This window comes from Stenotrophomonas sp. YJH_SMC_25 (assembly GCF_059369595.1).
Map to the genome: position 1 here is coordinate 272,898 of NZ_JCAFSV010000004.1, position 12,538 is coordinate 285,435.

General features: G+C 63.8%; 12 protein-coding genes and 4 pseudogenes. 1 reads left to right on the top strand and 15 read right to left on the bottom strand.

All coding sequences use genetic code 11. From position 1 onward, the window contains the following. Positions 1-3: 3 nt before the first annotated feature. From modA to moaA, 9 genes are all read right to left on the bottom strand, one after another. Positions 4-747 (bottom strand): molybdate ABC transporter substrate-binding protein, encoded by a 744-nt coding sequence (gene modA, locus AC5P7E_RS07785; protein ID WP_032966866.1) that lies wholly within the window; start codon positions 745-747, stop codon positions 4-6. A 23-nt stretch (positions 748-770) separates the two neighbouring features. After that, positions 771-1,547 carry a helix-turn-helix domain-containing protein gene (locus AC5P7E_RS07790; RefSeq protein ID WP_005409910.1) on the bottom strand — a complete coding sequence of 259 codons (777 nt, stop codon included), beginning with the start codon at positions 1,545-1,547 and terminating at the stop codon, positions 771-773. Between the two features lie 68 nt (positions 1,548-1,615). Further along, positions 1,616-1,981 (bottom strand): hypothetical protein, encoded by a 366-nt coding sequence (locus AC5P7E_RS07795; RefSeq protein WP_005413668.1) that lies wholly within the window; start codon positions 1,979-1,981, stop codon positions 1,616-1,618. Then, positions 1,978-2,526: a molybdenum cofactor guanylyltransferase gene (gene mobA / locus AC5P7E_RS07800; protein ID WP_114618327.1), complete on the bottom strand. Its 549-nt coding sequence runs from the start codon at positions 2,524-2,526 to the stop codon at positions 1,978-1,980. The genes AC5P7E_RS07795 and mobA overlap by 4 nt, the downstream gene beginning before the upstream one ends. A gap of 105 nt (positions 2,527-2,631) precedes the next feature. After that, entirely contained in the window at positions 2,632-3,132 is a 501-nt protein-coding gene (locus tag AC5P7E_RS07805; protein ID WP_114618326.1) for a molybdenum cofactor biosynthesis protein MoaE, read from the bottom strand. A gap of 3 nt (positions 3,133-3,135) precedes the next feature. Further along, the gene (locus tag AC5P7E_RS07810; protein WP_114618325.1) at positions 3,136-3,396 is read right to left on the bottom strand and encodes a MoaD/ThiS family protein; all 261 of its coding nucleotides are present in this window, start codon (positions 3,394-3,396) and stop codon (positions 3,136-3,138) included. After that, a complete protein-coding gene (locus AC5P7E_RS07815) occupies positions 3,396-4,649 on the bottom strand; it encodes a molybdopterin molybdotransferase MoeA (RefSeq protein ID WP_114618324.1) in 1,254 nt (417 codons plus the stop codon). The genes AC5P7E_RS07810 and AC5P7E_RS07815 overlap by 1 nt, the downstream gene beginning before the upstream one ends. Further along, positions 4,646-5,644 (bottom strand): bifunctional molybdenum cofactor biosynthesis protein MoaC/MoaB, encoded by a 999-nt coding sequence (gene moaCB, locus AC5P7E_RS07820; protein ID WP_114618323.1) that lies wholly within the window; start codon positions 5,642-5,644, stop codon positions 4,646-4,648. Before moaCB ends, AC5P7E_RS07815 begins: the two co-directional genes overlap by 4 nt. Positions 5,645-5,652: 8 nt before the next feature. Next, a complete protein-coding gene (gene moaA, locus AC5P7E_RS07825; protein ID WP_114618322.1) occupies positions 5,653-6,633 on the bottom strand; it encodes a GTP 3',8-cyclase MoaA in 981 nt (326 codons plus the stop codon). 566 nt (positions 6,634-7,199) lie between these two features. On the opposite strand from moaA, the gene AC5P7E_RS07830 reads away from it, so the two are divergent. Then, positions 7,200-7,574: a hypothetical protein gene (locus tag AC5P7E_RS07830; protein WP_111203805.1), complete on the top strand. Its 375-nt coding sequence runs from the start codon at positions 7,200-7,202 to the stop codon at positions 7,572-7,574. A gap of 45 nt (positions 7,575-7,619) precedes the next feature. On the opposite strand, the pseudogene AC5P7E_RS07835 reads toward AC5P7E_RS07830, so the two are convergent. From AC5P7E_RS07835 to AC5P7E_RS07860, 6 genes and pseudogenes are all read right to left on the bottom strand, one after another. Beyond that, a pseudogene (locus AC5P7E_RS07835) lies at positions 7,620-7,991 on the bottom strand (DUF6984 family protein); the annotation flags it as partial. Between the two features lie 479 nt (positions 7,992-8,470). Then, positions 8,471-8,811, bottom strand: a pseudogene (locus AC5P7E_RS07840) (RHS repeat-associated core domain-containing protein); the annotation flags it as partial. 494 nt (positions 8,812-9,305) lie between these two features. After that, entirely contained in the window at positions 9,306-9,518 is a 213-nt protein-coding gene (locus AC5P7E_RS07845) for a hypothetical protein (RefSeq protein WP_005409921.1), read from the bottom strand. A 410-nt stretch (positions 9,519-9,928) separates the two neighbouring features. Further along, positions 9,929-10,258, bottom strand: a pseudogene (locus tag AC5P7E_RS07850) (RHS repeat-associated core domain-containing protein); the annotation flags it as partial. 974 nt (positions 10,259-11,232) lie between these two features. Next, positions 11,233-11,448, bottom strand: coding sequence for a hypothetical protein (locus tag AC5P7E_RS07855; protein WP_114618320.1), 216 nt, complete (start codon positions 11,446-11,448; stop codon positions 11,233-11,235). 10 nt (positions 11,449-11,458) lie between these two features. Continuing rightward, positions 11,459-12,530: pseudogene (locus AC5P7E_RS07860) on the bottom strand (RHS repeat-associated core domain-containing protein); the annotation flags it as partial. Positions 12,531-12,538: the final 8 nt, after the last annotated feature.

Consider the following 12,538-nt stretch of genomic DNA (forward strand, 5'->3'; position numbering starts at 1 on the left):
GCGTCAGGGCTTGCCGAACCCGTGCTTGGCCAGGATCGCCTGGCCCGGCGCCGAACGCACGAAGGCGGTGAAGCGCCTGGCTTCGGCCGACTGCGCGCTGGCCCTGGTCACCGCCAGCGGATAGGCAATGCGCCCCGCCACCGGAACCGCGAAGGCGCGGCGCACCCGGTCGGGCATCGCCTGTGCATCGGTGGCATAGACGAAGCCGGCATCCACTTCACCGCGCGCCACGTAATCCAGCGACTGGCGCACGTTCTGCGTCGTGATGATCCTGCCCTGCACCGACGGCCACAGGCCCGCCGCTTCCAGCGCGCCCTTGGCATAGCGGCCGACCGGCACGCTGTCCGGGTTGCCCAGCGCAACGCGCTGCACACCGGCACCAGCCAGGTCCTTCAAGGTGCGCGGCGCGGCCTTGGCCTGCGGTGGCACCACCACCCACAGCGCGTTCACCGCGAACACCTCGCGGGTACCGGCCGCCAGCAGGTCCTGCTGCTGGGCCTGGTCCATCGTGGTTTCATCGGCCGACGCGAACACATCCACCGGTGCGCCACGGCTGATCTGCTGCAGCAGCACGCCGGATGCGGCGAAGTTGAAATCGACCTTGGTTCCCGGGTGCGCCCTCTCATACGCCGCGCCCAGCTCGCGGAAGCTCTCGGTCAGGCTCGAAGCCGCCGACACCGTCAGGTCGGCCGCCCAGGCCGGTACTGCAGCCAGCATTCCCAGCACCAACAGCCCCGCTCGCATCATGGGTCGGCCCCTCGCTTGCCTGATCAGTCCAGTCCGGATTCCCGAGCCACGGCCAACGCCGCCAGCCGTTCGGGTTGCAGCAACAGCATCTCACGTTGGTTCACCGCAATCACACCCTCGTCGCTCAAGCGGCGCAGTACCCGGCTCACCGTCTCCGGCGCCATCCGCAGGTAGTTGGCGATCTCGGTACGGGCCATGCTCAGGTTGAACCGGGTGGCGGAGAATCCGCGCCGGGCGTAGCGCTCGGAAAGATCCAGCAGGAATGCCGCCATGCGCTCCTCGGTGCGATGGTTGGCAGCCAGCGTGGCCACCTTGCCGATCTCGGCACTGAGCAGGCTGAACAGCCGCGCCTGCAACCCCGGCATGCGGGTGGCCAGCAGGCTCAATCGCGGGAACGAGATCCGGCACAGGTAGACGGTGTCCAGGGCCACGGCGTTGCAGGGAAAGCGCGCACCATGGATGGCATTGAGCCCGATCACCTCGCCCGGCAGGCTGAAACCCAGCACCTGCTCGTTGCCCTGGCTGTCATCGACAAAGGTCTTGACCATGCCCGCGCGGACCGCTGCGATCGAGTCGAACGGATCGCCCGCACGGAAAAGATAGTCGCCGGCCTGGAACGGGCCGACGTGGTCGACCAGCACATGCAGTTCGCCCAGCGCGGTCTTGTCGTAGCCCTGCGACATGCAGGCATCGGAGAACGCGCAGGTGCTGCAGAAGTGCAGCGCGTCTCCGTCGTCGGCCGCTGCCGGATTGGGCGTGGCCGGTCGGGACGCGGGCGGAGCGGAGGGGTTCAGGGGCATTGCAGCGACGCAGTAACGAAGGCCCTCATCATACGACAGCGCACCACCCGGCCCTGCGCAACCTGCGCCTACTCGGGCGCAGGTTCAGAACGCCGCTGCGGGCCACGCTGCCGCATGCTGTCGCGCACGTCCACGTCGAACTGCAGCTGCAGCATGCTGTCGTCATCCAACGCGATACCGAAGCCCAGGCCATCGCGGCAGGGCAGCCTCCCCGCCAGCGACTCGACGGCCTGGCGCGGCAGTACCAACCGGCAGAATGTACCGCCATCGAGCAGCACGGCCTGGTCGCCGGCATGCAGCGACAGCGCCACGCCCCAGCCACCGCTGCCACCAAAGCGCGTCAGGTTCTCCACCGATTCACCGGCCAGCAATCGTGCCAGTTCTTCTTCATCCACGCGCAGGCGCATCGATTGCTGTTGCAGCTGGACCTTCATGCTGTGATGGACTCCCATTCCGACGGGGTATTGCAGTTGAGCAGCAACGCCTGATCCTCCGGCGCCAGTGGCAACCGTGTCACGCCGAGGCGTTCCTGCAGGGCGCGCAGTGAACGGCGCGCCGTCGGGTCATCGATCAAGGCCTGCAGCACGCGGCGGCAATGATCATCGATCTGCAACCGCATCGGCAACGGTTCATCGTCGAATACCGTGCAGGCGCGCGCTTGATCGGCCTGCAGGCGCTGCAACAGCGCGGGTGTCACCCGCGGCGTATCGACCGGCACCACCCAGGCAGGGCCATCCGTCATCTGCATCGCCACACTGTAGAGGCCGCCCAGTGGGCCGCAGCGTGCAACCCGATCCGGGATTCCGCCAAACGCAGGGTAGTTGCCGCTGACCCAGACCTCGCGCGCGCCCGCCTGCTCCAACAGGCCGCGCATGTGTTCCAGCAATGTGCGGCCCTGCCAGGGCAGCAGTGCCTTGTCGCGACCCATGCGGGCGGACAGGCCACCGGCCAACACGATGCCGTTGATGGTTCCATTCATGGTAGAGCCACGCCATGCGTGGCTGTGTCGGCCGGACGCGCGGGAAAGGCCTCATCCACGCATGGCGTGGATCTACTGAGTCCCGCGCCCCTCCGAAGGGCGCGGTCAATGCCCGTGGTCATGCGTATGGCCATGGGAGTGCGAAGGTTCACTTTCCGCATGGCAAAGGCTGCAACCTTCGCTCCACTGGCTGTCGCCGTCCTCGTAATGCTCCTGCTTCCAGATCGGGCACTGGTGCTTGACCACCTCGATCAACTGCCGGCAGGCGCGGAACGCCTCGTCGCGGTGCGGGCTGCCTGCGGCCACCACCACCGCCACATCGCCGATGCCGAGTCGCCCCTTGGCATGGGCCACATACAGTTTCAACTTCGGACCGAACGTCGCCTCGACCTCGGCGGCCAGGCGCTTGAACTCGTTCAGCACCAGCGGTTCGAACAGATCGTAGGTAATCCCGGTCACCCGCCGGCCCACATTGACGTCGCGCACCTTGCCGATGAACACGTCGATGCCGCCGAAGCCAGGATCGGACACTGCCGCGATGCCCTCGGCCGGATCGATCGCCGCCTGCGCGCGGTCCACCACCTTGGCGATGATCATCTCGCTCATCGCTCAGCCCCCGCTCACCGGCGGCAGGATCGCCACACGGCCATCGTCGGGCAGCGCCTCGTGGTCGCGCAGCACGCGTTGCTGGTCGGCGAACGCCGAGTAATCCAGCAAACCGGCACGGAATTCCGGCCAACGCAACGGGAGCAGCTCGCGCAGCGCCTCGCGCAGATCGGCCACGGTCCCACCGGCCACATCCACGGCGATCTCGCGGCTGGCATCCAGATCGGAAAACGCACCGAACAACTGCACATTCACCTGTTTCATCACGGCTCCTGGCTCGCCAGCTGCACCGGGTCCTGATGACCCCAGCCCTGCACACGCACCGGCATGCCGGCAGGGGCGAGACCGCCCTCGCCTTCCAGCACCACCCAGGCGTTGGCCTGCAGCATGGACATCAAACGGAACGACTCCTGCCCAGCCAGCACGCGCGCACTCAGCCGGCCCTGCGCGTCCACTTCCACCCGGGCCCGCGCATGGAAGCGCAGGCCGGGCGGCGTGCGCACGTCGGCCTGCAGCGGCAACGTCAGCACCGGCTCCGGCGCCAGCCCCAGCAGGCGGCGCAGCACCGGCTCGACGAAGAAACGCTGCCCCACGGCGGCCGACACCGGGTTGCCCGGCAGGCCGAAGTACAGCGCGCCATTGGGCAGCACGGCGAACAGCAGCGGCTTGCCCGGGCGGATCGCCACCTTGTGGAACACGATGCGCGCACCGCGGCCGCGCAGCGCATCGGGAACGAAGTCGTAGCGGCCGGCCGACACCGCCCCGGTGCTGATCAACAGCTGCGCACCCGCGTCCAGCGCTTCATCCAGCACCGCGTTGAACGCGGCCACGTCGTCGCCCACCGTGCCCTGCCAGACCACTTCGGCACCGGCGGCCTGCAGGCGCCCGACCAGGTACGGCCGGTTGCTGTCACGGATCTGACCGGATTCCAGCGTCTGCGCCGCCTCGGTCACCAGCTCCTTGCCGGTAGCAATCACCGCCGCCTTTGGCCGCGCCACCACCGCCACCTCGCCCACGCCGATGGCATGCAGCAGGGTGCGCGCGTTGATGTCCAGCACCTGCCCGGCCTGCAGCACGCGCTCGCCGTCGCTTACATCCTCGCCGCGCAGGCGCACGTTCTGGCCCGGCTTCACCAATGCCTTCAGGGCAATGCGGGTCGGGCGGCCATCCTCGCTGGCGAGGATCTCCACGTTCTCGACCGGTACCACCGTATCCAGCCCGGCCGGCATGCGCGCACCGGTCATGATTTCCCAGACACCCTCGCCGCCTTCGGCGCCAGCATCGCCGGCCGCCTGCCAACCCTGCACGGCAAATTCGGTACCGGCCTCGAACGTCGCGCCGTTGGCGCGCAGCGCGAAGCCGTCCATCGCCGAATTGTCGAACGGCGGCAGCGACTGCCCACTGAGGATGTCGCTGGCCAGGGTACGGCCGCTGGCCTCATGCAGCGGCAGATGCTCGGCCGGCAGCGGCGTGGCCGCGTCCAGCAGGTGCTGCAGGGCTTCGCTGTAGGGGATCATGCGTGGCCATCCCCCTCGACCATCGCCAGGGCGTGGCCCAGTACCGGCGCCAGGATGTCCAGGCACTGCGCCGCCGCCTTCGGGCTGCCCGGCAATGCAAACACCAGCATATTGCCCAGCTGCACCACCTCGGCGCGGCTCAGCCAGGCCATCGGCGTGTGCTGTGCGCTCAGTGCCCGCACCATCTGCGCCAGGCCATGCACCGGCCGCGCATTCAACGAACGCAGCGCCTCCGGGGTCAGATCACGCGGGCCCAGCCCGGTACCACCGGTACACAGGCACAGGCGCACGCCCTCGGCGGCCAAGGCCTGCAGGCGGCCCGCCAACGGCTCGATGCCATCGGGCAACACTTCGGCGGCCACCACCTCTCCGCCCAGTGTGTTCAACCCGGTCACCAGGGTCGGGCCAGAGAGATCTTCATAGGTGCCGTCGCTGGCGCGGTCGCTCAGCGTGATCACCGCGCAGGCCGCGCCCTCCAGGCCCTTCGGCGCACGCGGCTTGAAACGCGCGCGCTCGGCCTCGTCCATGCCGTCCGGGTGCAGCCAGACACCGCGCTTGCCGCCCTCCTTGAACAGCAGGCGGATGCCTTCGATGCGCAGGGCCGGTTCCACCGGCTTGCTCAGGTCGTACAGGGTCAGCAGTGCCGCGTTGACGCCGGCCAGTGCCTCCATCTCCACGCCGGTGCGCGCCTCGCTGGCGCACTCGCACCACACGCGGATCGCCTGCCGTTCCGGCACCGGCGCGCAGAACACCTGCACCAGTTCCAGCGGCAGCGGATGGCACAGCGGCATCAGCATCGACGCCATCTTGGCGCCCTGCAGGCCGGCAATCTCGGCCATCACCAGCGCATCGCCCTTGGGCAAGCGGCGCTCGACGATCAGCGGATAGGCCACCGGACCGGCATGCAACTCGCCCACCGCCACCGCACGGCGGCGGGTAATGCGCTTGTCGCGGACATCGGCCATGTGGAAGGCCGCATTCAATTCCCCACTCATCGTGTTGCTCATCCTCCGATGGAGGCCAGGTGCGGGGTCAGCCCGGTCTGGCCCTGGTGCAGTCCATGCCCGGCCGCTTTCAGGCCAAGCTGGGTGGTGATGCGTGCCAGCAGCGCGTCATGGTCATCGTCGCTCTGCAGCAGCGGGCGCAGCGGCACGCCGAACTCGCCGAACAGGCACAGCCGCAGGTCGCCCTTGGCGGTCACCCGCAGGCGGTTGCAGCCCTTGCAGAAGTCACGCGAATACGGGGCGATGATGCCAATGCTGCCGCGATGGTCAGGGTGGCTGAACTCGCGCGCCGGGCCCGCATCGGCCGCGCGCGGGCGTTCGCGCCATCCGGCGGCCAGCAGCTGCTCGATCACCACGTCGGCGCGCAGGTGGTGGCGCTGGAAATAGGCTTCGTTGTCGCCGGTACGCATCAGTTCGATGAAGCGCACGCTGAAGGGGCGGTCGCGCAGGTAGTCCATCCACTGCGGCAGCTCGTCGTCGTTCAGGCCACGCAGCAGCACCGCATTGAGCTTGATCGCCGGCAGGCCCAGCGCCTGCGCCAGCGCCAGGCCCTGTTCGATCTCCGGCAGGCGGTCGTGGCCGGTGATGGTGTGGAAACGCTCGCGCTGCAGGCTGTCCATGCTCACGTTCAGCGCGGTCAGGCCGGCCCGGTGCCAACCCGGCAGGCGCCGCGGCAGCAGCGTGCCATTGGTGGTGATGGCCACCTTGCGGATGCCCGGCACCGCCGCCACGGTGGCGATGATCTCGTCCAGATCCTTGCGCAGGCTGGGCTCGCCGCCGGTCAGGCGGATCTTGCTCATGCCCAACGCCGCGAAGGCCCGCACCAGGCGGCCGATCTCATCCACCTGCAGGAAACGCGGGCGGCCGTCGGCCTGGTAGCCGTCGGGCAGGCAGTAGCTGCACCGGAAGTTGCAGGCTTCGGTGAGCGACAAGCGCAGGTACGGAAAGCTGCGTCCGAAGCTGTCGGTGAGTTGGCTCATGGCTGTTCCGCCTCCTGGTACCACCCTGCAGCCCTGCCCCTGAACGGGTTGTCGACCCCAACCCGCAGAGTGCGCTGGGGCGTTGAAAGCGTCAACCCGGGAGGCACGCAGCCTGAATTGGCGCCGCCTGTCGTGATAGGCCCTTCCCGCCCGTCCCGTTCGCCGTGACAACCTCGACACCTGTCGCAGATTGCACGGTGCGGGCGGATCACTACGCCAGCCAGCGCTGGCGGTGCTTAGCTGCATGGGAGAATGCCAAAAGCGTCTCCAATCGAGTGATGTTTGCAACTCTTCTGATTGGCATTGCACAGCGCCAGGGGCTCAGATGGCGTGCCACCGGAAAAGGGTGGCCGGGCTTCGAACACCCGAGTTGATGTTGATGTATGCGCTTGCCAGCCGGCGCCACCTTAGCGTGGCGCCGGCTGGCAATCCGTCTGCCGGCTATGGCGGACGGTGCGTGGGGGCCTTCGGGCCCGCCGGACTGACATCAACCCGGTGTTCGAACCACGTACCGTCCGCCACTTTTATGGGTGGCGGCTACCGATTGCCCTGCACGGAGCCTTGCCATGAACGAATCGGACTTTCCTCATCTGCACGCCTACCGCAGCACCGCCGGCGACGACGGTTCGCCACAGGCTGCGCCAACAGAGGACAGGAACACCTTCATTGCCAATCTCCACCGCATCGGCTCCGGTGCGGCGGCCGATGGACAGCCCTGGCCCGAGCGGCATCAACTGCCCGGGCGCTGCCTGGCCCTGGCCGATGCCGATTGCGCGTTGAACGGGTTGCGGGTGGTGCTGGAAATGCTGCTGGCGGCGGAGCGCACCCGGCAGAATGGCGAACCGGAAGAGTACGTGGGCGACCGGGTGATGGAGGGGTTGGTCATGGCCTGCCAGTCGTTGTGCGCGCAGGCGGTGGGGCGGTTGCAGCCCGAAGGGTGAATGCCATGTGCCACGCCCTTCAGGGAGGATCGCTTTCAGCAGGCGTCAGTGATCGCTGAAAGCGCTCCTCAGATCGACGCCGATGATCGGCGAGAAGTCCACCTTGCACAGCTCCAGCTCGAAGAGCTGATCCTGATTGTCCAGGCACAGGGTGACTCTCACCGGCACGCCGTCGGCATCGGCAAGCATCGCCGTGGCAATGTCGCTTCCGAAGACCTGGGTCGTGCTGGACAGGAACACCACGCCCCCGAATCCGACGACTTCCACGTTCTCCACCTGGACGCTGGTGGTGTTGCCCGCTGCGTCATGGCTGCGTACCTCGCCATCCACCGCAGCCAAGCGATGGCTGGTTGGGGGAAAGGTGTAGCTGGCGGTGCCTGCCGAAGTGGTCAGCGGGGTGCGATTACCGGTGGAGTCACAATTCTCAAGCCCCCTCCTCGAAGAGAGGGCCGAGAAGGAGCGCTACTCTTGTGATCTACCAGCCAAATGCTGCTTTCTCCTCAAGGCAACCAGAAAGAAGGCTGCCGCAGCCAGGAACGCGCCACACGCATCCCAGATTCGGTCAAGCCACAGCATCAAGGCCGAAAGTGCTAGCCAAATCCCAGAAAATGTAAGAAGCCACCCGCGTGTCAGTTTCATAGGGCTCACTGCAGAGTTTGAATTCCAGCCATAGCGCAGACTATAGCGGCTCCAACCTCATAGCTCGCCAGCGCTCCTCCTCCCACTGTTGCAACACCGGCAACAAAGGGCACTTCAACAAACAATGTCAGAACGGCTGCACTAGACACCGGCAAAGTCAACCATGTCGGAGGCTGAACGTAAGACATGCATGACTTGAAGTACTTGCCATATGTCTTTTGATGAATGGACGCATCAGAGCCATTATCGTCTTCGCACAATCCCAGAGAATCGGACTGTGAAATAGGATTCCCACCAACATACGCAAAGCTTGCAATCCCCCAAAGTAGTCCAATGCGATCACTCTGCGAATACAGCCCCACTGCAGGGATGTATTCCGCTGATAGTTGTAGAACAACCCACTCGCATCCGTCGCCTGCTGGCCCGGGAAGCGCAACGCAAGCTCGAACGCCACACCATCCCCATCCGGATCGGCACTCGGAATCTGGTTGCCGAACACTTCGCTCTTGTTGCTCCAATCCCAGATCGCGACATCACGCAGCGGGTCGCTGCAGGTAAACGATCTGCTGCCAGAGCGTGGTATTCCCTGCTGCGTTGGGGCTGCGCCCAGCGAGACAATTCGCTACCGTCCGCTGCCCCAGGAGCTGCCGCCGACCAATCGAGCCGTCTGAACAGACCACGTCTCCAGAAGATGCTGCGCTCCCGGTTCACCACCATTCTTCAGTACAGAATGAATCGCATTTAATCTATTTTGAATAGCATTGGACATTGGCAACTTCAAAAGCCTCTCACGCATTCCACGGAAAAAAACTCTATCCACTTCCGCACCTGCAATCCTCTGACCTAGAGATATGTGCAGGCAGGGAAAATCATCATATGTGGGAATTACGAAGGTCCATAAGTAGATAGTAGACGGTGCAGGAGCTATCGCATACCCAGAGACCACATCTCGCGTATACAAGGCAATCAAGAAATTTTCAACGGCCCGCATTCCGCTTTTCTCGGCGTCCTTTTTCAAACACCGCAGATCAAACGCTCTCATGCTATGCCACGGACCTTCCTGGAGGGCTGAGGAGCTCCCTGTTTCATGTCTCACACATTGAGAATCCGCCGGATCACCGGAGAGTCGATCAGCAGGTTCTCGCCGAGCGCTTTCGCAAGATCCTGCAACTCGGCAGACCATCCCTCAACCTGCGGAAGCGCCACCCTGGTGAACAAGGTCCTCTTCCCATCTGCCCCCACCCGAAAAACAACCAATTCCTTTGCATCTTCATCAACACAGACGAGATGGTCATACGTATTCATTGTCAATTGTTCCATGTATTCAATGGCGGAATAGGGCTTCCGCTAAGACACGCAGCATATCTCTGCGTCGCCGACGCATGACAGACCGCACCAGCTCTTGCGCCACGCACCCTGGTGATTCCATTGCAGGTATCCGTGTCAGTCCGTAGCAGGGCCTCACAATCTTCTCCCTCCTCGTCCGAACACATCGCCTGACCGGCGATATTGCCCAGAAACCCGCCGACCACCGAACCCGCGGCACCGCCGAGAGCACTCCCGCCAGCCGCGCCGCCGATGGCGCAGACTGCTGCCCCTGGGCCTGATGGACTGCAAGCCGCCGCGCCGCTGATGCCTCCCACAGCGCCTCCTCCGTAGTAGCCCGCCGCACCGCCGCAAACCGCACCTCCAGCGATGTAGGCCGCGACACACGCTCTCTTCTTTGCCAGCCCCTTCGGATCGGTAGCAATGGTTGGATTCGAATCGACATAAGCGTAAGCGCTGATGCCCCCCTTCAATCCAATAGCATCACTCTGCGAGTACCGCCCCACCGCCGGGTCGTACTCGCGCTAATAGTTGTAGAACAACCCACTCGCATCCGTGGCCTGCTGGCCCGGGAAGCGCAGCGCCAGCTCGACTGCCACACCATCCCCGTCCGGGTCGGCACTCGGAATCTGGTTGCCAAACACTTCGCTCTTTCTGCTCCGCGCCCAAGCCGGGACATCGGGCGACCGAGCGATTGCCACGCGCGGTCCACCCGGATGACATCAAGTGAGCGCGACTTCGCCTTAGCTGACCTATTGCGCAGGCGCGCTGGCCCGATGCGTGAGCATCAGAGCGCCGACATCAAGGGAGGTCCGTACTGACGGAAACAGAGCCGTCTTCCCTCAGCCAGACGTTCATGTAGGTATCTGGGGGAGGTATCCGATTGATCGACGCCCCTGCAGGAAGGATCTCCCAGCTGGTGATCGAGCCGCAAACTGTTTTATGGATCAACCTGCGACTGTCCAACCCCCGTCTGGCCAGTTCGGTAACAACCACTTCGGGAGGCTGGCGATCAAAGCCTTTGAAGGCAGTGCAAGTCTTTCCAGTCTGACCCATGGGGTACGTTGAACTCTCAGCATCATCCCGGCACCCCAGCTGGCCCAGAACGAGCGAGAAGATGGCCAGTATCCGAATGCATCGCATTGCGTGTTGCTCCTTCCTTTACTGCCCTGCTGTAGGCCTTGTCTACTGCGGCGCCTCCGAGTCCTCCATCGCGCAGCCGAGTTGCGCAGATCATCCGCTCTTGATATGCGCGACACTCAAGCTCATTGGCCAGCTGCCGTTGCTCGATCCCACCATATTCCCAGTCCTATGGGAATGCGCTTGCACCTTTAGGCCTACCCACGCAGGGCATTAGGAACCCTCTTTTCCAATAACGCCTTATGGTTTCGCTTCGGCGTCCTTTTTCAAACACCGCAGATCAAACGCTCTCATGCTATGCCACGGACCTTCCTGGAGGGCTGAGGAGCTCCATGTTTCATGTTTCATATCTTACACATCAATAATCCGGCGGATCACCGGAGAGTCGACCAGCAGGTTCTCGCTGAGCGCTCTCGCAAGATCCTGCAATCGAACAGAGAACCATTCACACCTGACACCGGATCAAGACGAATTCCAGCTAGCTGTAAATCGTGAAGTGATACCCATACAATCTGCCGCAACCATACGTCGCGCGCGAGCCCCCAGGCGGAGCTTACCGATTGGCTTTCACTCCTTTAATAATAATTGCCATAAACATGACGCAGATCAGGAGCGACCCCAGCGCCATAGGCAACATTACAAAATAATCGCCCCTCTCAAGGCGGCCAATCGCATACACCTTCAATACAAGATAGGACGAGGACCTCAAGAAGATTAGCGCAAAGAACAACAAACCAAGCCAATTAAATATTTTCTTGCGCATATTCATATCATCTCCATTATTTGCAATTGCACCCGGACCCACCCGAAACATCCCTCACCGCCTTCATGGCATCCAGTGCATCCTTGTCAGTGGCTACGCGTTGCAACAGTTTCCGTGTGGCCTTAAGGTGCCCGCTGAACGTCAAGCCAAACGACAACAGCTCTCCCGTCTTCGCGCCAACTGGCCCCAGCAACTCCCCGCCCACCTCGGTGTAGATGGATTCTCTTTCCTTTCCATCTTGAGCGGTTTGTATCGCTGACACTCCATCGTACGCCGTTGCTCCACCATTCACCATTACCAGGAATCCGGGGATTGCAACTTCGGGCTGCAGAGACAAAACACCGGCAATGGTGGCTCCTGCGCCATTCACAGCTTCCAAGCCTCCAAAGGTGACGTCTGCCACACCGAACGTCATGCCAAAGTAGTCGACGCACTCGCAGGGACACAAACCAAGTGGATCTATCAAAGACGACGGGACGCCACCTGCGTATCCGTATGTGCTGATCCCGCCCCTGAGTCCAATGCGATCACTCTGCGAATACCGCCCCACTGCAGGGTCGTATTCCCGCTGATAGTTGTAGAACAACCCACTCGCATCCGTCGCCTGCTGGCCCGGGAAGCGCAACGCAAGCTCGAACGCCACACCATCCCCATCAGGATCGGCACTCGGAATCTGGTTGCCGAACACTTCGCTCTTGTTGCTCCACTCCCAGATTGCAACATTCCGCACCGGATCGATCACCACGCGCGGCGTACCCAGATGATCTGGTTGGACGTAGGCCAGCTCCGGCACGCCGGTAGCCGGCACATTGATCAGCGCCACCGGGTAGTTATCCAGCCAGATGGCCTACTGCTGCGCCTGGCCCGTGGCCGAGTAGTTGCCCAGCCACAGCCCTACCTCGTCATACAGGGTGATCTGCGCTGCGCCACCGGCCGGGGTACGCAGCACGCGCTCACCGCGATGATTGCAGGCGTAGCTTTCCAGTACGGAATTGCCCTGCTTCACCGCGTTCATGCGGTTGGTATCGCTGCAGGTAAACGATCTGCTTCCAGAGCGTGGTATTCCCTGCTGCGTTAGGGCTGCGTGCAGCGAGAC

Excerpts from the sequence above, each read along its gene's own strand:
- AC5P7E_RS07815 (WP_114618324.1), bottom strand. The coding sequence starts at position 4,649 with ATGATCCCCTACAGCGAAGCCCTGCAGCACCTGCTGGACGCGGCCACG.
- AC5P7E_RS07805 (WP_114618326.1), bottom strand. The coding sequence starts at position 3,132 with ATGAGCGAGATGATCATCGCCAAGGTGGTGGACCGCGCGCAGGCGGCG.
- AC5P7E_RS07845 (WP_005409921.1), bottom strand. The coding sequence starts at position 9,518 with ATGAATACGTATGACCATCTCGTCTGTGTTGATGAAGATGCAAAGGAA.
- AC5P7E_RS07795 (WP_005413668.1), bottom strand. The coding sequence starts at position 1,981 with ATGAAGGTCCAGCTGCAACAGCAATCGATGCGCCTGCGCGTGGATGAA.
- AC5P7E_RS07830 (WP_111203805.1), top strand. The coding sequence starts at position 7,200 with ATGAACGAATCGGACTTTCCTCATCTGCACGCCTACCGCAGCACCGCC.
- moaA (WP_114618322.1), bottom strand. The coding sequence starts at position 6,633 with ATGAGCCAACTCACCGACAGCTTCGGACGCAGCTTTCCGTACCTGCGC.
- modA (WP_032966866.1), bottom strand. The coding sequence starts at position 747 with ATGATGCGAGCGGGGCTGTTGGTGCTGGGAATGCTGGCTGCAGTACCG.
- moaCB (WP_114618323.1), bottom strand. The coding sequence starts at position 5,644 with ATGAGTGGGGAATTGAATGCGGCCTTCCACATGGCCGATGTCCGCGAC.
- mobA (WP_114618327.1), bottom strand. The coding sequence starts at position 2,526 with ATGAATGGAACCATCAACGGCATCGTGTTGGCCGGTGGCCTGTCCGCC.
- AC5P7E_RS07810 (WP_114618325.1), bottom strand. The coding sequence starts at position 3,396 with ATGAAACAGGTGAATGTGCAGTTGTTCGGTGCGTTTTCCGATCTGGAT.
- AC5P7E_RS07790 (WP_005409910.1), bottom strand. The coding sequence starts at position 1,547 with ATGCCCCTGAACCCCTCCGCTCCGCCCGCGTCCCGACCGGCCACGCCC.
- AC5P7E_RS07855 (WP_114618320.1), bottom strand. The coding sequence starts at position 11,448 with ATGAATATGCGCAAGAAAATATTTAATTGGCTTGGTTTGTTGTTCTTT.